The following is a 25,837-nucleotide window of genomic DNA, read 5'->3' on the forward strand; positions in this document are numbered from 1 at the left end:
GTAAAACAACAACACCAAGTAAACTTTGCCTCAAACGCATAACGCGCATATCCACAGTCACCACGTGGTGGTGCGCCGCCCCTTAATGGGTCGCCCATAAGCAACATTTTTACGAAAGGCCTACCGAATGGCATTTGGACTAGCTGCGCTTCTCGACGACGTAGCACTGATCGCAAAGAAGGCCGCGGCCAGCGCTGATGACGTCGCCAGCATGACGGGCCGTACCAGTGCTAAGGCCGCCGGTGTGGTGGTAGACGACGCTGCGGTGACTCCACGCTTTGTGGAGGGCGTATCCCCTGCCCGTGAGTTGCCCATCATCTGGCGCATCACTAAGGGCAGCTTGCGCAACAAGCTGCTGATCATTCTCCCTATCATTTTGCTGCTCAGCTGGCTGCTACCGTGGGCCCTCACGCCGCTGTTGATGATTGGTGGCCTGTACCTGTCGTTCGAAGGTGCTGAAAAGGTCATCGAGAAATTCACGGGTGGCCATGAGGAAGAAGACGAAGGGGCAAAGTCGGAGGATGCAATTGTCCGCGGTGCCACCACTACCGACTTCATCCTGTCGGCTGAGATCATGGTGATTTCGCTGAACGAAGTCTCCGATCAAACCATCGGAATCCGCGCAGCGGTACTGGTGGTTGTGGGCATTTTGATCACCCTCGTGGTCTACGGCGCTGTGGGCCTTTTGGTCAAGATCGACGACATGGGTCTCGCCCTTGCCAAGAAGAACTCCACTGGAGCTCAGAAAATCGGCCGTATGATGGTCGCCGGTATGCCAAAGCTGCTGTCCCTCATTGCGATCATCGGCACTTTTGCCATGCTGTGGGTTGGTGGCCACATCCTTCTGGTGGGCGCCGATGAGCTCGGCTGGCACTGGCCTTATGGCACGGTTCACCATATCGTGGAATCGGTCCACCACCTCGGAGGTGCGGTGACGTGGCTGGTAGAGACCTTCTTTAGCTTACTAACGGGCCTCATCGTCGGGTCCATCGTCGCTCTGATTGTGCACTTTATTCCCAAGAAGAATAAGAAGGCCCACCCCGGCCCCGAGCCCGCCCAGTAAAACCAGCTCACCAAGCAGAGGAGCCCCGCTGCCATGTCAATCGATGCCAACCACGTAGCCCTCGTCATCGAAGGCGGTGGGATGCGCAATTCCTACACCGCGGCCTGTATTCACGAACTGATTACGCACGAGGTCAATTTCGGTTGGGTTGGTGGCATAAGCGCGGGTGCCTCTCATACGGTCAACTTCCTTTCCCGTGATGCCCGACGCACCCGCGAATCCTTCGTCGAATTCGGCGCGGACCCTCGCACTGGTGGAATCCGTTCCATGATGCGCGGCACGGGCTTTTTCAATGCGGAGTACATCTACGAAACCGCCGGGGCGCCCGATAACGACTTACCTTTTGATTGGGAGACGTTCCTCGCCAACCCTACCCCGTTCCGCATTGGCGCCACCCGCGCCGACAACGGCGAAACGGTCTACTGGGGCCGCGATGACGTACACGATCTGCCGGGTCTGATGAAGCGGGTCCGCGCTAGCTCCACCCTTCCCGGCCTCATGCCGGTCCCCTTTGTTGATGGGGTGGAGTACGTAGACGGGGCTTTGGGCGCTTCTGGTGGCCTTATTATCGACGCCGCGCTCAGCGATGGCTTCGAAAAATTCCTAGTTCTTCGCACCAAGCCACGAGGGTATGTGCGCCCTCCCCTGCGCAGCCCCCGCTTGGTTCGCCAGCTTCTGCGGAAACGCCCTGCGGTAGCCGAAGCGATGATCGCCCGCCCCGATAAATACAATGCGGCCGCCAACACCATTGCCGAATTGGAACAAGCCGGTCAGGCCAAGGTGTTCTACCCCGAGAACATGCGTGTCAGCAACACTGAACGACGGCTATCCCGCCTGATGGATTCGTGGAGCAGTGGAATGGAACAAACCCACCGCGAATGGGACGACTGGATGGCATTCCTGCAGGACTGACCGACCTAGGCTGGCAAAACTTAGCCGCTTCGACCAGCACACCGAGCTTGGCAACAGCTAACCGCCGATCAGCGTGGCCAGTTGGCGACGGCGAACCGCTTCGACCAGCACACCGAACTTGAAAACAGCTAACCGCCGATCAGCGTGGCCAGTTGGCGACGGCGAACCGCTTCGACCAGCACACCGAACTTGAAAACAGCTAACCGCCGATCAGCGTGCCTAGGCCCATCAGGATCAAGATCAGTGCTACCACGTAACCCGCGGACTTGATCAAGGCCTCCTTGTGAGATCGCAATCCATCGATGAATTCCGCCAAGCGGCTTTCCGGATGCCGCAGAACCTGCCATAAAATAATGCCTGTCACCGCAGGCAAGCTGAGTGCTAGGCAGGCGTAAAGCACCAATGCAAGTGCTTTCAGCGTGAACGACAGATCGGTAGTGGTGAGGTACGCCAGACCGGCAAAAAACGGTACCGATGTTGCGGACTGAATAGCGCCCAAAGTCATTCCCGAAGTGAATGTTTTGAATGATGCACGCTGCAATGGTCGGGCCAGGCGATTAATCATCTCCGTTAGGTCTCCCCCACGGAACGTCAAGATTGCGGACAACAGACCAATGCCGATCAACACCGCGGCAAAAATGGGCGACTCCAACACGTGTCGCACCTGGTCTTCCACATTTCCAAACAGGAGGTACGTCAGAACCGCCAGCAGGAAAACTCCCGTCCAGTCACCGAGCACCAGTAAAAAGGCAATCTTTCCGTAGCGACCCGTCTTGGCGTGCAAAACTGCGACAGCGAAGAGCACGCCAATGAGCAAAACATTGACGGAATCCAGCAGCGCGTAGCTGGCAGCGTGAAGCATCGTTGTTTTTCCTTGGAAGGTCGGGATCAGTTTTTCCTAATTAGAACCGAATCCGAAGTGGCTCGGTGGCGAAAAGGCTTGCGGCAGGGCACCTTTTAATGTCGAGGTTGTTCCAGCCACGGTTGAAAGAGCTTCGTCATGAAGGGCAACACTATGTACACCATCAAGGGCATGACCACGAAAACGGCCAGGGTTACCTTCAGTGGTAGTGGCGTCCCTGTGGGAAGATAGTGGTTCAGAAGTAAATTGGCCGCCATCGTCATGGGATAGAAACCAAGGAAGATGACCACCATCTGTTTCCACCGGGGCGGAGCGGTGGAATCGGCCGAGGGCTTTTCGAAAGCTTCGGTATCAAACCACCCTTCCACGCCGGTGAGGTGATGGAAATCCTCCTTCTTCACGAAGTCTGAAAACTCTTCAGCCCATCGAGCGCGTTCCGGTGACTGCTCCCACCGCTGCAAGTCCTGACTGTTATCGAAACGGTAGATCATCCGCCATAGCTCGCTGCCGGGGGAATTCCTTAAAAAACCCGATCCCAAGTAACCCGGGAAGTTTGCCATGACCGCCTGTCCGTCATGGACCCACTTGGCTACTTTGTCTCCCGCGTGCCCCTCCACCTCGCGGAGGACTTGGACGGTGATGGATCCCGGTCTGGACTCTTCCTGGTGGTCATCTGCCGATTGGGCTTCATTCATACGGGGGATACTAGCACTGCGATGAATCACGGCCGTGGTGGCTGCCTGAGCCCCAAACCAGTAGCACGAACGCTAACAACCGCGATACGCACAGCCCTTGGGCACAGCCACAATGCAACCCTCGGGCACAGCCACAATACTGTTAGCCGTATTCCCGCTAGTAGGGCTAGAGTTGGTCTTATGTCAAAGAAGATCGACTACGACAAGTTGAACAGCACTTTGGTTTATGCCATGTGGTCTGCATTCCGCATCCCCGCGGGCACGCTAGATGGCGATCGTCAAGCAATTGCTGAACAGTTTCAAGAATTCCTCGATTCCTACGAGGATTCGAAGGTCACCATCCGCGGTGTGTACGACGTATCGGGCCTGCGCCCCGAAGCCGACATCATGTTTTGGACACACAGTGAAGATCTGGCTGAGCTCCAGGCTTTTTACCGCGCTTTCCGTCGCGAAACCGACTTGGGCAAGGTAGCGGAACCAGTTCGGTCCAATGCTGCACTTCACCGCCCAGCAGAGTTCAACCAATCCCACGTCCCTGATTTCCTGATCAACCCTGAACCCAAGCGTTGGATCTGCCTTTACCCATTCGTACGTACCCCCGAGTGGTACCTCATGGATGAAAAGGAACGCCGTCGCATGCTGGTGGAACACGGTGTGGAGGCCCGCCAATTCAACATGGTGCGCGCCAACACCATCCCCGCGTTCGGTTTGGGCGACTACGAGTGGATGTTGGCTTTCGAATCCCCCACCATGGAGGATGTCGTCGATCTCATGTGGAAAATGCGCTACACCGACGCGCGCCGCCACGTTGCAGAGGAAACCCCGTTCTACTCCGGCCAATTGATCACTGATCAACTCCCCGAGTACATCCAGTCCCTGCCATAACTGTACGACGGACCACCGCGCCGCCACTGACAACGTTTGAAAGGCAGCCCTCTCAATGAGGGCTGCCTTTGGCGTCGAGTATAAAAAACCGCGTGCTGTCCGAAACCTACAGACTTGCCACAGCAGGGCGCAGCTTAACGTGGGTGATGTACAGGTCGTTGCCGGTATCCGGGCGGTTGGCCTCCGCAACGATGCGCTGCATCACTAGGTCGCGAGCCTCACCCAAGTCGGTGGAAAAATCCACGATTTCCGGTGCATCATCAGTATCCGAGGGCTGCCCAAAACGCTGCACGACGGCAAACGCACTCCCCTTAGGCCCCTTCACCACACGGTGCTTCAACGGCGGCTGGAAAGGATCTACAAAAATGAACTCAACCTCTGTGGCAGAGGCACGGTCGCTCGTGTGGTGGCCGTTATCGTTGCGATCTGGGCTCATGTGGTGACTTCTTTCTACAAGTTGGGCATTGGGGCAAAGCCTACAAGTTGGGCATTGGGGCAAAGCATCCCGAGCGTTGTGGTGTGGCGAGAATGCCCTGCGATTAAAAACGATACCTTGATTCTTCAATTGTGCGGCGCCGCTGACTTCCAGCCATCGCCCCCAGGAGGGTCAGTGCCCTTGGGGAGGCACAGAGAAAAGGCCTCTGGAAGGCCCTGAATTACCGTGGCTGGGCGGTCTAACGTAGCTCCAGCCCCTTATCCCCCACCGTAAACCCGGCCACGCCATTGGAGCAGGTCATAGTGTTATCGCGGTTTGAACAGGTGATTCGTGTGCCCTTGTCGCCTGGAGCCTGCATCGCAATTGACTGCCCGTTCGGCAGTACCTTAGTTTCAGGGGTTACGCGGGGCCAAGCGCCTTGGGTGACCCAAGTTTCCACCTTCCCGTCGAGTTTGCCCGGCCACCAACCCACCGTTTGCGGTTGGTGAGGTTCAAAGCCCTCCTTCCGTGCCTCGGCAGGCCACTGGCCATGGGGCTTGGTGATGCACGCGAAACGATCAATCTGGAATTCACAATTGATTTTTCGATCGGGGCTGGCAAACCGCGTGGCCGTGCGGCCCTCCTTCAGCGAGGAATCCTTTACCACGTAGTCATTGGCATCCACTGTGGGAAGGCCACTGTCCCCCGCAAATTGGTTGCTGGCGCGTGCAGCACGGGAAATATCGGCCTCGTTCCCCGCGGCCGAAGGACTTGGCTGCCCCTCCCCATTTTGAGGCGCACAAGCCACTAACCCGGCCACCACAGCCCCACTCAGGGCGACTCTCATCATTGTTTTTTCCACGTCCCGCCGTGCCCAACGAGCGCGGTTGTCATGGGACTTCTGTGCTCGAATGCTCATACACTTCACGTTACCTAGTATCTCCACCATTTTCTGCCACACTAGGTTTTATGCTTATGGCAATTATTTGGGGCTTTGTTGCGGCTTCGTCCCTGATCATCGGTGCGCTCCTCGGCTTTGCGCGTAAATGGCCGAACAAACTTATTGGCTCCGTCCTAGCCCTAGGTGGCGGTGCTTTGGTCGCGAGTATCTCCTTCGAGCTCGCCGAAGAGGGAATCGACATCGGTGGGCCCGCGCCGGTCGGTATCGGGTTGGCCGTCGGTGCACTGACGTACTTCACGGCCGACCGGTTGGTGTCCCAGATGGGTTCGTCCCCTAACTCCGGTACATCGCGGAGGCATGGTCGGGCTGGTTCGCATGGTTCGCATGGTTCGCATGACGCAATCGGTGCAGTTGATGCACTCGATGCGATGGGCGCGATGGGCACGATGGGCGCGATGGGCACGATGGGCGCGGACGGTTCGCACGGTACTGACAGCGCACACGGCGCACAATCTGAGAGTTCGACGGTAACTGATCCCACAGGGCCCGTTGCGCCGCCACACGGTCGCCAGAAGCGCGGAGGCGGAACGTCTCTCGCCGTTGGCGCATTCCTTGACGGGATTCCAGAACAAGCCGTATTGGGCTTGGGTCTAGCAAGTGGCTCGGGCATCAGCGCAGCGCTGTTGGTGGCAATCTTCATCTCGAACCTTCCCGAGGCAATCGGCTCTTCGAACGATATGCACGAGGCCGGCGTAAAGCGCAGCTCAATCTTCTGGCTGTGGATCGGTGTAGCCGCGGTATGTACCTTGGCCACCTTTGGCGGATTCATGCTCGCCGATTCAGTAGGAGGCGGTATGCGCAGCGCGATCGATGGATTCGCGGCGGGTGCCCTCCTGGTGATGCTCGTGGATTCGCTGATCCCTGAAGCCCGCGAAAAGGCCGGGAACACAGCCGGACTGGTTACCGTCATGGGCTTCGCTGTGGCGGCGGGTTTGTCGCTGCTTGCTTAGCTTTCCGCCAACGCCGTGTATTCCTGCACACTGGGTCGCCACCACCCGGCCCGTGCCGCAGTGAGTTGCTTGAAACGCGTTGGCGTTACTTTTTCCAGACCAGCCACATACTCCGGAACCTGGGCGCGTGGGATACGCAATCCCACGGTTAAGTGGGGAATCCATTGTTTCCCTCGGCCGTCAGGATTGGCCGCTGAAATCTCGCGCGCCACGTGATGCATTTCATCCGATGTTTCCAACAACCACGTGATCGTCTGCTTGCTACGGGTTCCAAAGATGACCGTTCCAGCCCGGGTGAATTCGGCCGGAATTACTTCGGGCAACAATTGCGCAGCCACCTGGACTGCCTCGGCGCTCATAGACTGCGCAAATGTGAGAGTGATATGCGGCCGTTGAAATTGCTGCGGCAATCCCAATTTCGCGAGATCGGCGAATACCGCCCGCACCTGCTCTTCTTGCTCCGGTGGAAGGTACAAAAGGATATTTTCAGGTGATCTGACCGACAATTACTAGTGCCTCCTCTCCCACCCTATAAGGGCACGAATCGATAACTCCAGCTTTATTATCACAGTTGAGATTACAATTCTAAGCTACATTCACCGGGGAAAGACTCCTTCCTCTCCGTAACGTGTGGGTTAACCCGCTACAACAATCCGATAACACTGCAAGCCGGGTGTTAATACTTCCCCACTCCAAACGTTCGGCTAAGTGAGGCACTTTTTCCTAGCGAAAAGACCCGCCTTTTGTCCCGAATCTTTCAATGCTGGAGGACCACTATCATGCACCGACCACATTTCACTCACAAGATCGCAGCCCTCGGCTGCGCTGTCCTGGCTTCCGCAGCGCTGACTGCGTGTGGGTCGGAGGACACAACCACGCAAACTGCCAGCTCACCCCAAACCGAGGCCTCTTCTATGTCCGACGCCTCGTCGGCCCCCACCAACGCCCCTACTTCGGCGCAGGACGGCCACCGGTCCGGCGAGAAAACCGATTCCGCGGAGAGGCCGGATCCAACATCTAATCAATCCGATTCAAAGGATACTCAAACCACGCTCGGCAACAGGCAGGGCGAATCGGATCATCAAGCATCGGGTCGCACCACTGGCGGTAGTAAACAACCGGCAAATGGCAGCCAACTGGAGCTTGTGGATACTCAGACGGTCGTGTCCAGCAAATCTTCGGTGAAGTGTGATGTCACACGGTACAAAAACAGCACTACCGGGCAGGGGGAAGTCCACGCGCGGTGCATGACGAAGGATGCCCCGCAGCTCTCCTACTTACCGGACTGTGTTCCATCCGCTTCGCAAAGCCCAATCATCGTTTTTAACGGTCGCAATACCACGCTGGATTGCACCACTCAGGGATCACAAATGGCGAAAGTAGTGCCTACCACGCCCGGCGATTCAAAGGGGGTGACGATCGCACCCCCGAATAGTGGTGGTACCCCACTCACTTTGGTGGAGGAGGCAAGTGGTGAAGCCATTCAACTTAAGATCAACGGCCGTGCTCGAGGCATCATTGGCCCCGGCAGGATCGAGTTGCCCAGTTAATTGGACCGAACGTTTTCCTCTTATCAGGTGATTCTGCAGCCGAATGACGCGATGGAATTACGCCTTTTTCACCACGCTTGATTTCAGGTACATCTGTCCGGCTCCCGGAACCTTAGCCTCAATATCGTGGCCATTTACCGGGTCCGACAGCAGCCGAATTCCCGTGACCTTGGTGCCGATTTTGATGTCGCTGCCACCCTTGACTTTCAGGCTCTTGATGATGGAAACGCTATCGCCATCGGACAGTACATTGCCCACAGCATCCTTAATGACAGATCCCGCAGCCTCGGTTTCAGCAGCTTCTTCTGCCTCACCTGGCACCCACTCATAGCTGCACATTGGGCAGACGATCGAAGCGCCGGATTCGTACGTGTACTCGCTGGCACACTCTGGGCATGGTGGGATCTCGACGTTTTCAAGGCCTGACATAGGGTTTCTCCGGAAGGGTTAAGTAAAAAGAACTATTTCTTAGGATTCTGCCAGCCTTCGGTGCGAATTCTCTCGACAACAGGCCGAAACGCTAAACGTTAATTTGAATTCCATCGAATTTCGTCGGAATGTAACGTGTGCAACGTTCATCTGTCGCCACCTAGCGTGGCTCGATCAAATGGAGCTGATCAGGAATTCGTCATACGACTTGCGAGCATCTCGGTGAGTATTCCTACATTAATTACTAGTCCATCAGTTGCTCGATAAAAGAAAAGGCCACGCCTACGCTGGCGGATTGCATGTCTTCACTGCGCCCGACTCTTTAGCGATCGCCTCGAACTGTGCTTCCGGCACCTGGTCCAACAGGTGGAGTGGCGACTGGTTGCACCCGCTAGCGTTCTTGGTCAGGTTTGGGTGTGGAGTCTGCCACCAGTCCAGCAGTGCCCTAGCTTTGTCAGTCCTATTCAATTGTGTGCACGAGGAGAGGAGCTCTTTGTTGATCTCAGCAAGGGCGTCGATGATCTTTCCGTCGCGGAACTGGAAGGACGGATAATACCTCAAATTTCCTAACTCAACCTCAATGACTACGTCGTGTTTGCGGTAGGCTCGCAGAAGGTCCTTCTGAGCCGCGCGTTTGGCTGCTGCCCACTGTTCAGGTGTGCGAGGCTCAGCCGTGGGCCTCGGCTCTGCAGAAGTAAGAGATTCACGAGTTTGAGGTGCAGTGAGGGTTTCGACGCGGTCGAGCAAACTAGCTGCAACCATTGGTTCACGGTCGATTTCAAAGCCTCGATCCCAAAGAGGGTTCTTCCTCCAGTCTTCCGGGAATCCCAGTTGCCCCATGCCGAAACCAAGGTGGCGGGACTGCTCTTCGATATAGCTGGCTAGGTCCACGACATTGCCGTTATCAGGATCAATGCTCGAAATAAGGTATCTCATGACGAGAAGCACACCGTAGAGCCTGTTGTTCACCCCGTTATCAACGAGCGGAGCAAGGAAATCCTCTTTTCTTCTGCGCGCCTGCCCTGGCGCGTCAATAAGGACGTCGAATGCGCGATTCCACACACGGCCATAGTGTGCGCAAATGTTCCGCACATTTCTTAGGCAATTGAGCCAGTTGGCCAGTGCGCCGCGGTCTCCACGGCCATCGGCGGAGTGAACTTGGAAACGCGCTGCGAGAATCTCCTGGTCGTTCTGTCGCATTAATTTGTAAAGGTTGCTTAGCAGGCCGAAGGACATCACCTCCGTCGCCACCCAAATCGGTAAGTGAGGACCGTAATGCTCCCGAAAGTGAAGGACGAAGTCTCCTCTCGCGCGCCTCTCGTGGCGGTCGTATTCTTCGAGCCATTCGCGGTAAGCGGTGGTCGGTACGAAGGGCGGATGTGGTGTCCTCTGTGTAATTGCACCCATCACAAGGGAGAGCGGGCACTGTTTCACTTCGCGTACTGCACCCAGTGCCTCAGGATCGCGGTGCGCGAATGCGTCAATCCGACCGAGCCGGTGACCGATGAAAAAACGGAACGCCGTCTCGATGATACTGAGCGCATCCCCGAGCCTGACTCGGAGCTCGTGGTCAAATTCATAAAGCGCCACGACATGTGAGAGGCTGGTCCCAGGTAAGAACGTGTCCAGACGAATCTCTTGGCCAACACTATTGAACCGGGATGCAGGAGGCGCAGGGCGGGCACGGTAGATGTGCCAGTACCCCGAGAGCCGATAGTATCCGTATTTTTCCAAGATGCTGGACGCATACACGTCATCGCCACAGTCCATGCCGCGCTCACGTAGTCGGCGAATCTGTTCGGGGACAGTAAGAAACGGTTTCGCGTAAGAACTATCCGGAATCGTCACGCAAGCATCACCCTCGTGTCCCCCGCCACCGGCGGCAAGACAAAAGAAGAACAGACCCGCGTCTCGTCGCGAGAAGCAGGCCTGTCGTGTTGTCTCAAGCCTACACCTTCAGCCCGCTTCAGGTCAAAGACGCGAGTCAGCCCTACCTGGCAGTTAACGGCGAGACACCGCGCCGTAAGCTTATTCATCGACAACCAAACCTGATAGTCGCTGTAAGTAGCCTGGCCCGGAAGGCTCGCCCCCATGGAACCAAGTGTATGGGTGGCGTTCGGCCAGAATAGCGGGAAGAAGCGGGTGCCCCTGTAGGATCGGCACCTCCCATTCGTCCCATCTACAGACATCATCGAAACCGTCTGATACCACGTCCCAGTCATCGTCTCCAATCAGGTAAATGTCATCATCATCGACGGCTTCCCGTGACGGGATTTGTTCGAAGAGTTCAGGCCTGTCTTTCAGCAACGACTGCCCCCCCCCCCGAGTGCTGCACCAATCTACTGAGTACTCAGCGAGTAGTCAATCCTTAGGCAGTTGAGCGGCTAGTTCCTGGGCATCGCATCTGGGTCGAGCGACAGCACCCAGCTAAACGTTGAATCGAAATGTCTGGTGGTGGGTCGACACGCGGGTTTACTGTTTTCGCAGGTCAAGACGCATTACGATGATTACGACCCTTACGGCGATTACGAGTTTCCTAGGGGCTGGAAGATTTCTTGCGGGATTTCTGCGGGATCCCCACCACACCCACGGCCCGCCCGACTTCTACATCGACAAATACCGCGTCATTTCCACACGAACAAACATGGCCGTATGGGACTATAAAAGCGTCCTAGCGCACGAACTAGGACACGCCCACCCCAGAGACAGGAGAAGCGGAAACAAATACTTCGACGACAGGCAAGAAAAACGCGCCGACGAATACGCCACGCACCTACTGATATGCCCCCCCCCCAGGCTCCGGCACCTCGCGCCGTGGCACGGACACGATCACAGTGGCCTCGCCATAGACCTAGAGGTCACGCCAAAACTGCTCGAAACTTACATGAAGATGTACCCAAACGCCCTGAAAGGACTAGTAGCATGACCAACCCATACGGACAACAGCAACCACACAACCGGCAACCCCAAACCCCGCAACACCCCCAAATCCCACAACAGCCACCACACCAAGACAGCGGTAGAGCGCGGGCGCTATTCGGAATATCGACACTATTCGCAGTGATCGCCCTGTTCGTCACGCTCGCAGGAACTGGCGGAGATAAAGCGATAGCTGGCCTACTGTTCATCGGTTTCTCCATCGTCGCAGCAGTATCATACAACGCAATGAACAAACAATAATGGCAGTCCAGAAACGAACGACGAAAGTGGGCAAAACCGTATGGATAGCCCGCTACCGCGACAAAACCAGTGAAGAACACTCCCGCTCATTCCCCACCCAACGCGAAGCGAAAGCATACCTAGCAGACCAACAAAGCGCCCTACGCCGTAGCGAATGGGTAGACCCAGCAAAAGCAAAAATCACCCTCAAAAACCTATGCGACCAGTGGGCAAACGAGGCTGTAGCGTCCGGGGGGCGAAGAAAGGCCGAGAATTCCTAGCCGCAAACCTCGGCGATCTTAAAGACATCCCCTACACTCCCTCGACGATACCGACCTCACAAAGTGGGTGAGCGAGCTACGAACCGGCAGGCCGTGGGCAGACGGCAGGAAGCTCGCGGAAACGAACGTCATCAACCGTGTTGGGCAAGTCCGCGCACTGCTTGGTAGAGCTAGGGATAAAAGACTAATCCCAGCCGGTACAGGCAGCGTACTCAAAAGGCAGCCGACACAGATAGATGCCGTAAACGAACGGGAACTGCCCACCGACAAAGAGATACAAGCGCTGATAAACCACGCACCCAAGTGGCTAGCCGACGCTATCCGTATCGCCACGCTAACGAGTATGCGCTCAGGTGAGGTATGCGGCCTGCTGCGGCGAGATGTGGACTTCGACCGGGGATTCATCAGAGTACGTCAGCAGTGCGGTAAAAGAGTAGGGGAACTGGAGCCTTTAAAAACTCGAACGTCACGCCGGAATATTCCCATGTCTGACATGCTGCGACGGGAGCTGCTAGCAGTCGGGGTTGGGCACCCTCACGATCCAGTTCTGGCGGGCGCTGGTGGACGCGGGATGGCATCGAGGTCTATAGCTGCAGTGATGGTGGATACCCGCAAAAGTGCTGGGGTGCGTAGTGAGATCAGTTTCCACGGTTTGAGGCACTATTTCGCCTCCACGCTTCTGGCGGATGGGGTGGCGCTACAGATCGTGTCGACCGTGTTGGGGCATGGGGATATTGCTGTTACCGCGCGGGTGTACGCGCACTTTATGCCGGGGCAGGTGGAGCAGGCTCGGGCGGCTCTGGGGTCTGTTGCGGGATTTTAGCGGGATAGCGCCCCGGCGCTTCGGGTGGTTAATGGTGCTGACCGGCGGGTTTAGTGGTGATCTGTGGGGGTTTTACACGTTAAATTTGAACTCCACGGTATGCCGTTGCAAAGTTACTTTCTCGTTAGCCTGCAACAATCAAAAAACAGTAATTTGCGTCAGTACACAGAGAACATATGGGGCGCAAGGAAACACGTATAGGTTTTGCGGGATGGGCGTGGACGCCAACGTGAAGATTCTGGAGAACTTTGCCACCCACGTCGCCCCCGCGTGGGCGTGGCAGCCAAACCGCGAAGGACTAGTCATCGGCTATCCCATCGACTAATTCTTGCAGGTCACAGGACCTTCGCGTGACTGCCAGTACAGCCCATTTTGAATAGTTCAGCACACGTTGTACTGTTCAGCACATGCTGACTATTGCTTCGCGCCTCGACGTCATGAACCGGTTCGGCCGGGCCATGGCTGATCCGACGCGCTCCCGAATCCTGCTAACCCTACTGGACGGTCCGAGCTACCCGGCCGTGCTCTCGCAAAGCCTGGATCTCACCCGCTCGAACGTCTCGAACCACCTGTCCTGCCTGCGCGATTGTGGCATCGTCGTCGCTGAGCCGGAAGGCCGCAGGACCCGCTACGAAATCGCCGATCCGCACCTCGCGGCGGCGCTCGAAGCGCTGGTCCACGCGACGCTGGCCGTCGACGAGAATGCCCCCTGCATCGACACTGAGTGCTCGGTGCCCGGCTGCGGCGAGAAAGGAGCGGACGCATGAGTTCAGCATGTGGATGCGAACACGAACCCGCCACGGAGATCGGCGATCTCGATCGGCCATGGTGGAAGGACCCTGAGCTACTGCTACCGATCTTCTCCGGCGTAGCCCTCATTACAGGACTGGCGCTGGACTGGTCCGACTTGGAGACGCCCGCGACGGTACTGTATTGGGTTGGTCTGCTGTTGGGCGCTTACACGTTCGCGCCTGGAGCAATCCGGAACCTTGTCACGAAGCGCAAGCTCGGCATTGGCTTGCTGATGACGATCAGCGCGGTCGGCGCGGTGATCCTCGGCTTCGTCGGAGAGGCCGCGGCGCTGGCGTTCCTGTACTCGATCGCCGAGGCACTGGAAGACAAGGCGATGGACCGGGCCCAAGGCAGACTGCGGGCACTGTTGAAGCTGGTGCCGCAGACCGCGACGGTGCTGCGCGACGGCACGACGGCCGAGGTCGCAGCGAAAGACCTCGAGGTTGGCGAGCTACTGCTCGTGCGCCCCGGGGAGCGGATCGCCACGGACGGCATCATTCGGTCCGGGCGCTCCAGCCTTGACACCTCAGCGATCACCGGAGAATCCATTCCGGAGGAGGTTGCCCCCGGCGACGAAGTGCCCGCGGGAGCGATCAACTCCGCCGGTGTGCTGGAGGTCGAGACGACCGCGGCTGGAACGGACAACTCGCTGACCACACTCGTGGACCTGGTTGAGCAGGCGCAGGCGCAAAAGGGAGACCGCGCCCGGATCGCCGACCGGATTGCCCAACCCCTAGTGCCCGGGGTGATGATCCTGGCGGTGTTGGTCGGCGTGATCGGTTCGCTGCTGGGCGACCCCGAGACGTGGATCACCCGTGCGCTGGTAGTCCTGGTCGCAGCGTCGCCGTGCGCGCTGGCAATCTCCGTGCCGCTGACGGTCGTGGCCGCGATCGGCGCGGCCAGCCAGTTCGGAGTGGTCATCAAGTCCGGCGCGGCATTCGAGCGACTCGGCGGCATCCGTCACTTGGCAGTAGACAAGACCGGAACCCTCACCCGCAACCAGCCTGAGGTTACCGGAGTGGTCCCGGCAGACGGATTCGATCGGGCGCAGGTGCTTTCCTTCGCGGCGGCAGTTGAGCAGCAATCGACGCACCCCCTCGCCGCGGCGATCGTGGCAGCGGAGTCCGAAGCGCCCACCGCCTCGGACATCAGCGAGGAAGCTGGGCATGGCATCAGCGGCACCGTCGAAGGCCGACGGGTGCTGGTGGGCAGCCCCCGATGGATCGACGCCGGACCACTGAAAGCGGACGTTGAGTGCATGGAGTCCGAGGGCCAAACCTGTGTCCTGGTCACCGTCGATGACGCTCTCGCTGGGGCGATCGGGGTCCGCGACGAGTTGCGGCCCGAGGTACCCGAAGCCGTGCAGGCCCTGCACGCCAACGACGTGGAAGTAAGCATGCTCACCGGTGACAACACTCGCACCGCCCGAGCGCTGGCTGAAATCGCCGGAATCGACGACGTGCGCGCCGAGCTGCGCCCGGAGGACAAGGCAAGCATCGTCGCCGAATTCTCCTCCGAGACGCCGACGGCGATGATCGGCGACAGCATCAACGACGCGCCGGCACTGGCGGGCGCGACGGTGGGCATAGCGATGGGAGCGACCGGCTCTGACGCCGCGATCGAGTCCGCTGACGTCGCCTTCACCGGCCACGACCTCCGGCTGATCCCGAAGGCGCTGCAGCACGCCCGCCGAGGCGGCAGGATCATCAACCAGAACATCGTGCTGTCTCTGGCCATCATCATCGTGTTAATGCCGCTGGCGATCAGCGGCGTGCTGGGCCTGGCCGCCGTCGTGTTGGTCCACGAGGTCGCCGAAGTGATCGTGATCTTGAACGGCCTGCGGGCTGCGCAAGCGAAACGCTGAGGCTGCGACCGGCAAGTCTCGTAAGGGTTAAACCACACGCCGAGCGGACACACCTTGGGCCAGGCACGTAATTCGAGTTCACGGTCCGTCTCCGTGGAATCGGGATCGTACTCGGCGACCTGGCCCTTCGCGGCACGTACCCCAGCCGGTTAAGGGCCCCCGAGCGCTCCGCGTCTCCAGCGCAGATCGTGGAAGGATCGAACTTGCTCAGGGGCCAAGCGTCACTACGAAACTCTTTCCGTCCCACAACTTGAATAGTTCATCGGCCTCGATACCGCGGACATCCATTCGGAGTGCTGCCGAGTTTCATCGACACAGCCCGCGCCACCTGGGCAGAGTGCTCGACAAAGGACCCCACACCCATCAGCGTTGCCGAGGCCTCGCCGGCCCAGTTGCCGTAACCGACTAGATGCAGATTCTTCACCGCGGTTTCGTCGCCGAGCATCCGGCGGCGGCTGCGTCGACGAACGAACGGACCGCGCTTCAACCTACCCCCCGATAACGCGAAGCGTCATTAACGCCTCGCGTTACACGTTAAATTTAAACTCCACCACGTCGCCATCGACCATCACGTAATCCTTACCTTCCTGGCGCACCTTGCCCGCAGCACGCGCTTCAGCCATGGAGCCCAAGGCGTCGAGATCATTAAAAGCAACGATTTCCGCCTTGATAAAGCCGCGTTCGAAGTCGGAGTGGATCACACCGGCGGCCTGAGGAGCCGTGGAGCCCTGGCGAATAGTCCACGCGCGCGACTCCTTCGGGCCCGCGGTCAGATACGTCTGCAAGCCCAACGTAGCGAAACCGGCCTTGGCCAGCGTCTGCAGACCTGGCTCATCCTGACCGACTGAAGCCAGCAGTTCAGCCGCCTCCTCGTCATCGAGCTCCAGCAACTCAGCTTCGGTGGCAGCATCCAAGAACACGCAATCTGCGGGCGCCACGAGGTCGCGAAGCTCCTGCTTCTTAGCCTCATCGGTGAGGACGGCTTCGTCAGAGTTGAACACGTATAGGAAAGGCTTCGCGGTCAGGAAGTGCAGGTCACGGACCGTAGCTAGGTCCAGCTCCCCCTTGGCCGCCGCCGAAGACAGCGTACGGCCGTCCTCGAGGATTTCCTGCGCCTTCTTCGCGCCCTCTACCTGCTCCGCTAGTTCCTTATTCTTGCGCGCTTCCTTCTCCAAGCGTGGCAGGGCCTTTTCCACCGTCTGCAAGTCAGCCAGGATCAGCTCGGTCTCGATCACGGAAATATCAGCCTGTGGATCCACCCGGCCGTCAACGTGAATCACATTATCGTCGGAAAAAGCACGAACTACCTGGCAAATTGCGTCTGCTTCACGAATGTTAGCCAGGAAAGCATTACCCATACCTTCACCATCCGACGCCCCTTTCACAATGCCCGCAATATCCACGAAGGAAACGGTGGCGGGAAGGATCCTCTCGGAACCGAAGATCTCGGCCAGACGCCCGAGCCGAGGATCTGGCAACTCGACAAGTCCCACGTTCGGCTCGATCGTTGCGAAGGGGTAGTTAGCCGCCAGCACATCGTTACGGGTCAGGGCATTAAACAGCGTGGACTTGCCAACGTTGGGCAGGCCGACGATTCCTAGAGTCAAAGTCACGCTCACCATTGTATCGAGTCAACTGCAAAGGACCGAACGCTGGTTCCCTAGCCACCTTGTTACGCAATACACAAGAATTTAGAACAATAATTTGAGACCTTGGCGCAATATTTGAGCAATATTTTTCAGACAGTTTATGGCAATTTGCCACTCGGTGGCTTCACATGAGCTTATAGTGAGAACACCTTGAACGTTTTCCTCCCCAAACCCGTCACTGCCGTCGGTGCACTGGGGAGAAATGAAGAAAGAGAGGGCACCCTCTTGGCATCCTCAAATCCTCCGTCGTCGGCACATTCGGCACGGCCCACTAAAGTCGCATCTGATTCGGCGGCCGCGGATACGAATGCACCCGAAGGTCGCGAGACCTTTAACTCTCGCCTCGTCTTCCTCATGGCCGCCATCGGTTCTGCCGTCGGTTTGGGCAATATTTGGCGTTTCCCCTACGTTGCGTTCGACAACGGCGGTGGCGCGTTCCTTATCCCCTACTTGGTGGCGCTCCTAACCGCGGGTATCCCCTTGCTGTGGTTCGATCTCGCGATTGGTCACCGCTTCCGCGGGTCCACACCATTGACATTCCGGCGCATCGGCAAATTCGCCGAACCCATCGGCTGGCTAAAGGTGGGCGTGAACTTCTTCATTTCCATCTACTACGCCGCCATCATCGCGTGGGCAGCAATCTACACCTGGGATTCCATCACCAAAGCTTGGGGCGATAGCCCGGAAGATTACTTCATGAAGGATCTGTTGAAGGTCGACGCCGCCCAGTCTTGGTCCGGCGAATTCGTCATGCCAATCCTCATCACAATGATTGTGGTCTGGGTTATCTGCATCCTCACGCTAGCCTTTGACATCAACTCGGGCATCGGTCGCATCACGACCATCTTCGTCCCCGTCCTTGTTGTCCTCTTCATCATCATGGTCGTTCGTGCACTCTTCCTCGAAGGCTCCCTGGAAGGTCTGAACGCGTTCTTCACCCCAGACTGGGCTGCGTTGAAGAACCCAAGCGTGTGGATTGCCGCATACGGCCAAATTTTCTTCTCCCTGTCCATCGGATTCGGCATCATGGTGACGTACGCTTCCTACCTCAAACCTCGTACGAACCTGACCGGCACGGGCATGGTCACCGCTTTCGCGAACTCCTCCTTCGAGGTCTTGGCGGGCATCGGTGTGTTCGCCGTGCTGGGCTTCATGGCTGCACAAAACGGTACCGAGGTCAGCGAGGCCGCGGCGTCCGGCATCGGCCTTGCCTTCATCGCATTCCCCACTATCATCAACCAAATGCCGTTCGGTGAAATCTTTGGCGTGCTATTCTTCGGTTCGCTGTTCCTGGCCGGAATCACCTCGCTGATCTCCATCATGGAGGTTGTGATCTCCGCCGTGAAGGACAAGCTGAACCTCAGTCGTCCAGTCGCCAGCGTGTCAGTTGGCCTAGTCATGGCCGTTGCATCCACCTTGCTGTTCTCCACCACCTCAGGCCTCATCACGCTGGACATCATGGACAAGTGGACCAATAACCTCGGCATCGTCATCTGTGCGACTGCGGCGGTTATCACCACGGCGTGGATTACGGGGCGTCGAAACGAAGTCCAGCAGCACCTTAACGCCGTTTCTTCGGTACGCGTCGGTGGCCTGTGGCAAGCCTGTGTGTTTATCATCACCCCAGCGGTGCTGTTGTACTTCCTGTTCAGCGAAATCAAGACCCTCCTCGCCGAACCCTACGAGGGTTACTCCAACCAGGCGATCTTCTCCTATGGTTGGTTGGTTCTCATCATCATCGCCGCTACTGCCATCGTGTGGAGCTTCCTACCTTTCCGAGGTAATCAGATCCTCGACGGCTTGGAGACCTCCGATTACGGCGTGCCAATCAAGGGCCGTAAGAACGGCGCGGTCAACACAATGGCAGACGGCACAGACCTCAAACAGTCCGGCAGTGATGCCAAGGTCGATGCTTCTCCAGGCTCTTCTTAATCCGACGCCCCGCGCTGGCCACCGACCACGCCAACCCATAGGGCAAAGAAAACTTCAGCTCCGGAACTCTTCAGCCCGCCAGCGCCTTAGTTTTTCTGAATGCTCGGCCCTCCCGGGTTAGCACTCATACCACAGTTCACTTACTGCGCAGCCCCCCCTCCCCCTGGCCCTATACCTCTAGCCCTATACCCCTGGCCCTCCCCCTGGCCCTAGAACCTCAAGAAAGGAAGTGCTCTCACCATGACTGCTCCCGCGCTTATCCTCATGGTCCTGTTTATCCTCGTGATTTGGGGCGGACTGGTTTCCTCGGTACTGCTTCTCAATAACACCCGTGATGAGACCACCGGCGAACTGGGAACCGCTCCTGGAACCGACGATGATTCCCTGATGCGCGATAACACCTACGCCACCTAAAGCCATTCACGAACTAAGAAACCGTAAAAAGGCTTCCTTAGGACCAAAGAATTACCGGGGTTGTACGACCAGTACAACCCCGCCTTTATTTGCCCGCTACCCCAACTCAGCAGGAAAAATACCGATAAAGGTTTGTTCGCCTATTAATTCGAACTGAAATCAGGCAGAATACGAAGAATGAATCAAGGCCCTAATCACCGTGATCCCAAAAGTGAATCCAGCGGACGCGACTTCGCTGACTTCCTCGCCGGATCCTCGCGTATGGACACCGAAACGAACCTTCCCCTACCCGATGACAACAAAGCGAACAGCAACACCCGCATTTCAGCCCGGGAAGAACTCGAAGACCTCACCCCCGGCTTGCCAGTGGCAGGGCAAAAGGATGCCGACAAGCCCAGCTCCCGTTCTGACGAGCTGATGACCGAGGTGGATTCCTCGGCAACGGAGAGTGCCCAGCCCCGCGAAAGCGGTTCTGCTCACTCGCTGTCCGCCGCCGAAAAGCGGGCCGCCGACGCGCAAGAAGACAAGACGTTTGACGAAGGCCTTCGCCCCGAATTGCGCGACCGCGCAGAAGTCATCGGCACGTCGGTACGCTGGTTCGCGGGTTGGTGCCTGCGCTTCATCATTATGGGCGTAGCGGCATATGTTGCCTCCGTTGTTTTCGCCAAGCTGTGGTCGGGCATTCTGCCGATTTTGTTGTCGCTGATCGTCTGTACGGTTTTGTGGCCAGTAGTGCGCACTCTGCGTAAGTTCAAGATCCCCAATGCTTTGGCAGTAGCCCTCACAATTCTCGGATTTTTTGCTGTTATCGGCGGAATCTTCGCTGCGATCGCACCTAGTGCGGTAGATCAAAGCCGCAAGTTGGCGACTCAGGCCAATGACGGGATCGGCCGGTTGCAGGAATGGTTGCAAGGCCCACCGGTAAACCTTCAGGAAAGCCAATTCAACGATGCCGTTAACCAGGGCACGGAGTGGCTACAGCAGAAATCCGGTGACATCGCCTCCCAGGCAGCTGCGGGTGCATCCGCTACCCTCTCGGCAGTCGTCACCCTGTTCATCATGCTGGTGCTGACCTTCTTCTTCCTGAAGGACGGCGAGAAGTTCCTGCCCATGATTCGTCGTGTCACAGGGCGGCGCGTAGGTTGGCACCTCACGGAAGTACTTACCCGCTGCTGGAACACCTTGGGCGGTTTTATCCGCACCCAGGCTATCGTCTCCTTCATTGACGCGTTCTTCATCGGCCTGGGCCTTGTCATCCTCAACGTTCCTCTGGCAGGCGCCCTGGCGATCTTGACGTTCTTCGGTGGCTTCATCCCGATGATCGGCGCCTTCGTTGCCGGTGCGCTCTCCGTGTTGATCGCAGCTGTTGCTATCAATATTCAAACGGCACTGATCGTTCTGGCTATTGTCGTGGCGGTGCAGCAGCTGGAGGGCAATATCCTGCAGCCCCTGTTGCAGTCCCGCGCGATGGATATTCACCCAGTGATCGTTCTGCTGTCCGTCACCTTGGGTGGCACGCTGTTCGGCATCATTGGTGCCTTCCTGGCCGTGCCGGTTGCAGCGGTGCTTGCAGTGATCTTGCGATACATGGGTGATCTGACGGACTTGGCGACGGGAGAAAAGACCGCGCAGGAAATCAAGTTCGTCACCACGGCTGGTTCCCTCACCGGGCGCCAATCGGAAGAAGCTGCCACCCGCTGGCGCGAGCTGCGCCGGCCCAAACTGCGCATGGGTGGCTCTCCCAAGGCTGAAGACAACGCCCCGGAGGACGATACAGTTGCTGTTGAATCCGAAGGCATGGCCGACAAGGCCGAGTCTTCCTCGGCAGTTCAGCAACTAAGCCAGATGTTCAACCGATTCCGGCGTGGATCAAAGTAACAAATTATCCACTGAGCAAGTAGCATTACACCCCGTGTTCCAGAAGTCTTCGCCTAACCAAACTTCGCGATTCCCCGTGTGGGCGCCACCGCTTGTGATGGCTGCCGTGATTCTCACGGGGTTGGTTCTCGCGTTGAGTTCCCACGCAATCCCCACCAGCTATTTCGTGCTATTCGCTGTAGCAACAATCGCAAGTGCGTTCTTCGTGGACCCACGCGGTCTCTTCCTTACTGTGGCCGCGATCCCGGTGTACTACGTAGTGGGCACGTTCATTGTCGGCTGGTTCGCCACCTCCGGGTCAGGGGCCGCTCCGGGTCGGAAGGCCCGGATCCTCACCGCCGCCTATCCCACCGTGGAACACTTCTTGTGGTTGTTGGTCTCCTTCCTTATTGCCTTGGCTATCGCCATGTTTCGGTGGTGGTTCTACCGGGAGGAGCTAGCTCGCCGTGCCGCTCGGGAAGCTTTCGCTCGTCGACGCCGCGTTGCCAGCGAGCGCACCAACCGCGAGTCCTACACGCGTGCCCGCACCCGCTCCATCGAGGAATTGCGTGAGGCTAGCGAGCGCCGCCGTCGCAATCCCGCCCACACCCACGATGCAGACTGGAACGAGGATAGCTTTGAGAGCGTGGAATCGCGTGGGGGCTCTTCCCTTTCCCGTTATGGGGAGCGTGATCGGGGGAAGTTGGCGTCGGATAAAGAGGGTCAACCCCCATGGAACGACGGCCAAGCGACCGGCAATGCCTCGCCGGCAAGCAAGGTAGAGCGGCATAACCTTCCCCGTTTGTAGCGGGAGAGAAGTAGCTAGGCACGGACGCACGCGCCCACGGTGAGAAGTTGAGTTGCGGGGGCGTGACGGGAGTTGCGGGGACGCGACGGGACGAGAGTTGCGGGGGCGTGACGGGACGGGAGTTGCAACAACACGCGAAAACGCGCCAAGGCGGTTGCGACTGAACAACATACGAAAACGCGCCAAGGCAGTTGCCACTGGCGCGTTTTTGCGTTGAGGGTGATATAAACCGATGCGACCAAGGCCGCCGATTCAGAGAGCCGCCTACTCCGCGAGCTAGCGGTGCTCGAGCTGTGTTGCTGGGCTAACGGTTCGTGCGGGCGGGGCGCAGCTCGCGAGGCAGGGAGAAGATCAGCTCCTCCGTAGCCGTCGTTACTTCCTCGACATTGGTGAAGCCGTGTTCAGCCAGGAGTTCCAAGACACCCCGGACGAGGATCTCAGGAACAGAGGCCCCGGATGTCACGCCTACGCTGCTCACACCTTGCAGCCACTGCAAATCTACTTGGTTGGCGTAATCCACCAGGTAAGCTTCCTTGGTCCCGTGCTGCAGCGCAACCTCAACTAGGCGGCGGGAATTGGAAGAGTTTTGCGAACCCACCACAATCATCAGCTCCACCTTCGGCGCTATCGCCTTCACAGCGACCTGGCGGTTTTGGGTAGCGTAGCAAATGTCATCGCTTGGCGGGTCCTGGATGTGCGGGAACTTTTCACGCAGCAGCTTTACGGTATGCATCGTCTCATCGACGGAGAGCGTGGTTTGAGACAGCCAAATCAGCTTGCTGTCCTCTGGGAAGTCCAGCGCATCCACGTCCTCCTGGCCGTCGACCAGGTGCACCACATCGGGAGCTTCTCCCGCGGTGCCCTCCACTTCCTCGTGCCCATGGTGGCCGATGAGGATGATTTGGTAACCCTGGCGCGCGAAGCGCTTCACTTCCTGATGCACCTTCGTGACCAATGGGCAGGTGGCGTCGAAAGTCTTGAGGCTCAGCTGGCGGGCTTCCTCGTGGACCTGCGGGGAAACACCGTGAGCGGAGAAGACCACGTTGGATCCCTCGGGGACCTCGGTGGTTTCATCGACGAAAATCACACCGCGCTCTTCGAACGTCTTCACAACGTGTTTGTTGTGGACAATTTCCTTGCGCACGTAGAGCGGGGAACCGTGCATTTCAAGAGCTTTTTCTACAGTCTCCACGGCACGATCCACACCGGCGCAATAGCCGCGGGGTGCAGCGAGCAAAACCTTCTTCTCGCCCGCGCCCTCCGTTGTACCGGGCGCAGCGCTAGCCGTTTCGTTTACGGTGCTGGGAGTAGTCATGCCCACCATGCTAGCCCAACGTAGAACGAAGCCCTATTGAGTCCGGGTGGGTGGTGATTGTAAGGCGTTGGTGTTTACCCTTGAGCCCACTCTTTGGTGTTTACCCTTGAGCCCACTCTTTGGTCGCCCTTTCTTCCCTGCCGGGGTACCCGCAGACCATTGGGGCGGTTTGTAACCGCTCGTGGACCCGCCCCATGGTCATCCACCCCACAGCAGTGTCTGGCGCTCTGCCTACAATGGTTCACATGTCTCAGCAGCCAAACTCAGCGGAATCCCCGTGGGCGGTTCATCAGCTCAACCTGCAAATCAAGCAGTGGGTTGAGCGCCTGGGCCATATCTGGGTGGAAGGGCAGATCACCCAGGTCAATATGAAACCCACGTGGAAGTTCTCCTACATCACGCTGCGCGATGTGGAACAGGAAATGTCCGTCTCTGTCACGATGAACACCTCCACGCTGCAAAAGCTGCCCACTCCCCTGCGCAATGGCGACCGCGTTGTTATGTATGGAAAGCCCGCCTTCTACGCTGGCCGAGGCAGCTTTTCGCTTTGGGTCACCCAAGTAAAACCCGTGGGTATTGGTGAACTGCTGGCGCGTATCGAGCAGCTCAAGCGGGCCTTAGCAGCCGAAGGACTGTTCGATCCACGGTTGAAAACCCCTTTGCCTTTTCTTCCCCACAAAGTTGGGCTGATCACAGGTCGCGGTTCTGCCGCCGAGCGTGATGTGCTGGCGGTCTCACATGATCGCTGGCCGGCGGTGCAGTTCGAGGTGATCAATACCGCCGTTCAAGGTGTCAATGCCGTGCCTGAAGTCATCGCGGCCCTGCAGAAATTGGAAGCCAACCCGGATGTCGACGTCATCATCGTCGCCCGCGGCGGTGGTTCGGTGGAGGACTTACTCCCGTTTTCGGAGGAAGCGCTGGCCCGCCAAGTCGCACGCATGCGCACCCCGGTGGTTTCAGCGATCGGCCACGAACCCGACAATCCTGTCTTGGACCACGTGGCCGATCTACGTGCTGCCACTCCAACCGACGCCGCCAAGCGAGTGGTTCCAGATGTTACCGCCGAGCTTCAGTATGTGCTGGAACTGCGGTCGCGTGCTTCCAGCGCGCTTCGTAGCTGGGTGGGCCAAGAACGACGACACCTGGACAGTGTGCGCTCTCGACCGGTCATGAACAACCCGCTGCTTCCGGTGACGAAGCAACGGGATCTAATCGAGGAGGCTATGCAGCGCAAAGACCGCGCATTGCACAACATCATCCGTCACCTGCGATCGGAGGTGCACAGTTACAAGGCGCAAGTGAATGCTCTGGGCCCATCGCAGACCTTGGCGCGTGGCTATTCGATCGTGCAGGTGATTCCGCGCGATGGTTCGGGTGCGCAAGTGGTCACCAGCGTTGAGGACGTCACGCCGGGTTCACAGTTGCGTGTGCGGGTTCCCGACGGGTCCATCACTGCGGCAACCATGGGGGTCTCGGCGGCACCGGGCAGCGATGCGACCCCGCAACCACGACCAGCGAAAAAGTTTTGACAAGGAGAATGAGAAATGGCGCAGAACAATAACGAAGAGCAGCAGAAGTTCCGTTCGCTTGAGGAGATGAGCTATGAAGAAGCTCGCGATGAATTAATTGAGGTCGTGAAGATCCTCGAGCTGGGCCAGATGAGCCTGGATGAATCACTGAACTACTGGGAACGGGGCGAGGAGCTCGCCGCGTATTGCGAGGACTATCTCGATGGCGCGGCTACTCGTATCGAGACTGCGCTGGCTAAGCGAAATCGTGCTCAAGCTGAGGACGCGGGCCAAGACCGCGCTAACGGTGCGGAATAAGGCGCCCTGTCACCGCTCCCCTTTTTGTCGAATTCGCAGACCGAATCACCTGTCGGTCAACTCTAGGCGGGGTGCTCGCTGGCGACATCTCGGCGAGGTGCTCGGAAGGGGGGCGACATCTCGGCGCAGCACCCACCGGCCGCCGGCCATATCCCGGCGCAGCACCCACCAGTCATATCCCGGCGCAAAACCCACCAGCCACGCACTAGCCCACACAATGTGCAGCAGAACTCTCACAAAAAACGCGATTTTGTCGGACTTCTGCTGCACATTTGTCCCTCAACGCGAAAATACCGGCGCCAGGAACTCCGGAGAGCCGGCTGCCCGCATCGCGGCGCAGCACCCACCAGCCACGCACTAGCCCACACAATGTGCAGCAGAACTCTCACAAAAAA

At 58.1% G+C, this 25,837-nt stretch carries 27 protein-coding genes; 17 read left to right on the top strand and 10 right to left on the bottom strand.

Going from position 1 to position 25,837, the window contains the following annotated elements; translation table 11 throughout:
* The first annotated feature begins 127 nt into the window (after positions 1 to 127).
* Together HMPREF3098_RS02725 and HMPREF3098_RS02730 are read left to right on the top strand one after the other, a co-directional pair.
* Entirely contained in the window at positions 128 to 1,063 is a 936-nt protein-coding gene (locus tag HMPREF3098_RS02725) for a DUF808 domain-containing protein (protein WP_070433886.1), read from the top strand.
* Positions 1,064 to 1,096: 33 nt separating this feature from the next.
* Positions 1,097 to 1,975, top strand: coding sequence for a patatin-like phospholipase family protein (locus HMPREF3098_RS02730; protein WP_070433887.1), 879 nt, complete (start codon positions 1,097 to 1,099; stop codon positions 1,973 to 1,975).
* A 199-nt stretch (positions 1,976 to 2,174) separates the two neighbouring features.
* Here HMPREF3098_RS02730 and HMPREF3098_RS02735 read toward each other — a convergent pair whose 3' ends face one another.
* Together HMPREF3098_RS02735 and HMPREF3098_RS02740 are read right to left on the bottom strand one after the other, a co-directional pair.
* Entirely contained in the window at positions 2,175 to 2,837 is a 663-nt protein-coding gene (locus tag HMPREF3098_RS02735) for a hypothetical protein (RefSeq protein WP_070433888.1), read from the bottom strand.
* A gap of 95 nt (positions 2,838 to 2,932) precedes the next feature.
* Complete coding sequence (locus HMPREF3098_RS02740) at positions 2,933 to 3,532, bottom strand: antibiotic biosynthesis monooxygenase (protein WP_070433889.1); 600 nt, start codon at positions 3,530 to 3,532, stop codon at positions 2,933 to 2,935.
* A 180-nt stretch (positions 3,533 to 3,712) separates the two neighbouring features.
* Between HMPREF3098_RS02740 and hemQ the strand changes: the two genes are divergently transcribed.
* Complete coding sequence (gene hemQ, locus HMPREF3098_RS02745) at positions 3,713 to 4,417, top strand: hydrogen peroxide-dependent heme synthase (protein ID WP_035115123.1); 705 nt, start codon at positions 3,713 to 3,715, stop codon at positions 4,415 to 4,417.
* A 106-nt stretch (positions 4,418 to 4,523) separates the two neighbouring features.
* Here hemQ and HMPREF3098_RS02750 read toward each other — a convergent pair whose 3' ends face one another.
* Complete coding sequence (locus HMPREF3098_RS02750; RefSeq protein WP_070433890.1) at positions 4,524 to 4,853, bottom strand: hypothetical protein; 330 nt, start codon at positions 4,851 to 4,853, stop codon at positions 4,524 to 4,526.
* Positions 4,854 to 5,091: 238 nt separating this feature from the next.
* Complete coding sequence (locus tag HMPREF3098_RS02755; protein ID WP_070433891.1) at positions 5,092 to 5,751, bottom strand: hypothetical protein; 660 nt, start codon at positions 5,749 to 5,751, stop codon at positions 5,092 to 5,094.
* A gap of 56 nt (positions 5,752 to 5,807) precedes the next feature.
* Here HMPREF3098_RS02755 and HMPREF3098_RS02760 point away from each other — a divergent pair, with 56 nt between their 5' ends.
* Positions 5,808 to 6,743, top strand: a complete 936-nt coding sequence (locus HMPREF3098_RS02760; protein WP_070433892.1) for a ZIP family metal transporter — start codon at positions 5,808 to 5,810, stop codon at positions 6,741 to 6,743.
* On the opposite strand, the gene HMPREF3098_RS02765 is transcribed toward HMPREF3098_RS02760, so the two are convergent.
* Complete coding sequence (locus tag HMPREF3098_RS02765; protein WP_070433893.1) at positions 6,740 to 7,249, bottom strand: 2'-5' RNA ligase family protein; 510 nt, start codon at positions 7,247 to 7,249, stop codon at positions 6,740 to 6,742. The two genes, HMPREF3098_RS02760 and HMPREF3098_RS02765, sit on opposite strands and share 4 nt — an antisense overlap.
* 273 nt (positions 7,250 to 7,522) lie before the next feature.
* Between HMPREF3098_RS02765 and HMPREF3098_RS02770 the strand changes: the two genes are divergently transcribed.
* The gene (locus HMPREF3098_RS02770; RefSeq protein WP_070433894.1) at positions 7,523 to 8,293 is read left to right on the top strand and encodes a hypothetical protein; all 771 of its coding nucleotides are present in this window, start codon (positions 7,523 to 7,525) and stop codon (positions 8,291 to 8,293) included.
* Positions 8,294 to 8,350: 57 nt separating this feature from the next.
* On the opposite strand, the gene HMPREF3098_RS02775 is transcribed toward HMPREF3098_RS02770, so the two are convergent.
* Positions 8,351 to 8,722, bottom strand: a complete 372-nt coding sequence (locus HMPREF3098_RS02775; protein WP_070433895.1) for a zinc ribbon domain-containing protein YjdM — start codon at positions 8,720 to 8,722, stop codon at positions 8,351 to 8,353.
* A gap of 282 nt (positions 8,723 to 9,004) precedes the next feature.
* Positions 9,005 to 10,570, bottom strand: coding sequence for an Abi family protein (locus HMPREF3098_RS02780; RefSeq protein ID WP_070433896.1), 1,566 nt, complete (start codon positions 10,568 to 10,570; stop codon positions 9,005 to 9,007).
* 655 nt (positions 10,571 to 11,225) lie between these two features.
* Here HMPREF3098_RS02780 and HMPREF3098_RS02790 point away from each other — a divergent pair.
* From HMPREF3098_RS02790 to HMPREF3098_RS02820, 6 genes are all read left to right on the top strand, one after another.
* Positions 11,226 to 11,648, top strand: coding sequence for an ImmA/IrrE family metallo-endopeptidase (locus tag HMPREF3098_RS02790; RefSeq protein ID WP_070433898.1), 423 nt, complete (start codon positions 11,226 to 11,228; stop codon positions 11,646 to 11,648).
* On the top strand, positions 11,645 to 11,902 hold the full coding sequence (locus HMPREF3098_RS02795) for a hypothetical protein (RefSeq protein ID WP_070433899.1): 258 nt from the start codon (positions 11,645 to 11,647) through the stop codon (positions 11,900 to 11,902). The genes HMPREF3098_RS02790 and HMPREF3098_RS02795 overlap by 4 nt, the downstream gene beginning before the upstream one ends.
* A gap of 327 nt (positions 11,903 to 12,229) precedes the next feature.
* Positions 12,230 to 12,985 (top strand): tyrosine-type recombinase/integrase, encoded by a 756-nt coding sequence (locus tag HMPREF3098_RS02805; protein WP_070433901.1) that lies wholly within the window; start codon positions 12,230 to 12,232, stop codon positions 12,983 to 12,985.
* Positions 12,986 to 13,196: 211 nt separating this feature from the next.
* Complete coding sequence (locus HMPREF3098_RS02810; protein WP_070433902.1) at positions 13,197 to 13,310, top strand: alkane 1-monooxygenase; 114 nt, start codon at positions 13,197 to 13,199, stop codon at positions 13,308 to 13,310.
* 82 nt (positions 13,311 to 13,392) lie between these two features.
* Positions 13,393 to 13,752, top strand: coding sequence for a Cd(II)/Pb(II)-sensing metalloregulatory transcriptional regulator CmtR (locus HMPREF3098_RS02815; RefSeq protein WP_070433903.1), 360 nt, complete (start codon positions 13,393 to 13,395; stop codon positions 13,750 to 13,752).
* Positions 13,749 to 15,641 carry a heavy metal translocating P-type ATPase gene (locus HMPREF3098_RS02820; protein WP_070433904.1) on the top strand — a complete coding sequence of 631 codons (1,893 nt, stop codon included), beginning with the start codon at positions 13,749 to 13,751 and terminating at the stop codon, positions 15,639 to 15,641. The genes HMPREF3098_RS02815 and HMPREF3098_RS02820 overlap by 4 nt, the downstream gene beginning before the upstream one ends.
* Before the next feature lie 259 nt (positions 15,642 to 15,900).
* Here HMPREF3098_RS02820 and HMPREF3098_RS10905 read toward each other — a convergent pair whose 3' ends face one another.
* Together HMPREF3098_RS10905 and ychF are read right to left on the bottom strand one after the other, a co-directional pair.
* Positions 15,901 to 16,086 (bottom strand): hypothetical protein, encoded by a 186-nt coding sequence (locus tag HMPREF3098_RS10905; RefSeq protein ID WP_246815820.1) that lies wholly within the window; start codon positions 16,084 to 16,086, stop codon positions 15,901 to 15,903.
* An 82-nt stretch (positions 16,087 to 16,168) separates the two neighbouring features.
* Positions 16,169 to 17,254, bottom strand: coding sequence for a redox-regulated ATPase YchF (gene ychF / locus HMPREF3098_RS02825; RefSeq protein WP_035115158.1), 1,086 nt, complete (start codon positions 17,252 to 17,254; stop codon positions 16,169 to 16,171).
* 390 nt (positions 17,255 to 17,644) lie between these two features.
* On the opposite strand from ychF, the gene HMPREF3098_RS02830 reads away from it, so the two are divergent.
* From HMPREF3098_RS02830 to HMPREF3098_RS02845, 4 genes are all read left to right on the top strand, one after another.
* The gene (locus HMPREF3098_RS02830) at positions 17,645 to 19,222 is read left to right on the top strand and encodes a sodium-dependent transporter (RefSeq protein WP_070433905.1); all 1,578 of its coding nucleotides are present in this window, start codon (positions 17,645 to 17,647) and stop codon (positions 19,220 to 19,222) included.
* 240 nt (positions 19,223 to 19,462) lie between these two features.
* A complete protein-coding gene (gene metS / locus HMPREF3098_RS02835; RefSeq protein ID WP_035116249.1) occupies positions 19,463 to 19,636 on the top strand; it encodes a methionine/alanine import NSS transporter subunit MetS in 174 nt (57 codons plus the stop codon).
* A gap of 177 nt (positions 19,637 to 19,813) precedes the next feature.
* Positions 19,814 to 21,514 carry an AI-2E family transporter gene (locus HMPREF3098_RS02840; RefSeq protein ID WP_070433906.1) on the top strand — a complete coding sequence of 567 codons (1,701 nt, stop codon included), beginning with the start codon at positions 19,814 to 19,816 and terminating at the stop codon, positions 21,512 to 21,514.
* Positions 21,515 to 21,548: 34 nt separating this feature from the next.
* A complete protein-coding gene (locus HMPREF3098_RS02845; protein WP_070433907.1) occupies positions 21,549 to 22,301 on the top strand; it encodes a DUF6542 domain-containing protein in 753 nt (250 codons plus the stop codon).
* Positions 22,302 to 22,605: 304 nt separating this feature from the next.
* On the opposite strand, the gene HMPREF3098_RS02850 is transcribed toward HMPREF3098_RS02845, so the two are convergent.
* Positions 22,606 to 23,616, bottom strand: coding sequence for a 4-hydroxy-3-methylbut-2-enyl diphosphate reductase (locus tag HMPREF3098_RS02850; RefSeq protein ID WP_070433908.1), 1,011 nt, complete (start codon positions 23,614 to 23,616; stop codon positions 22,606 to 22,608).
* 245 nt (positions 23,617 to 23,861) lie between these two features.
* Here HMPREF3098_RS02850 and xseA point away from each other — a divergent pair, with 245 nt between their 5' ends.
* Together xseA and HMPREF3098_RS02860 are read left to right on the top strand one after the other, a co-directional pair.
* A complete protein-coding gene (xseA, locus tag HMPREF3098_RS02855; RefSeq protein WP_070433909.1) occupies positions 23,862 to 25,145 on the top strand; it encodes an exodeoxyribonuclease VII large subunit in 1,284 nt (427 codons plus the stop codon).
* 15 nt (positions 25,146 to 25,160) lie between these two features.
* Positions 25,161 to 25,442, top strand: a complete 282-nt coding sequence (locus tag HMPREF3098_RS02860; RefSeq protein WP_070433910.1) for an exodeoxyribonuclease VII small subunit — start codon at positions 25,161 to 25,163, stop codon at positions 25,440 to 25,442.
* The last annotated feature ends 395 nt before the right edge of the window (positions 25,443 to 25,837 follow it).

Origin of the sequence: Corynebacterium sp. HMSC28B08, assembly GCF_001806865.1 — a bacterium.
In the GTDB taxonomy this organism is placed as follows: Bacteria; Actinomycetota; Actinomycetes; order Mycobacteriales; family Mycobacteriaceae; genus Corynebacterium; species Corynebacterium auriscanis.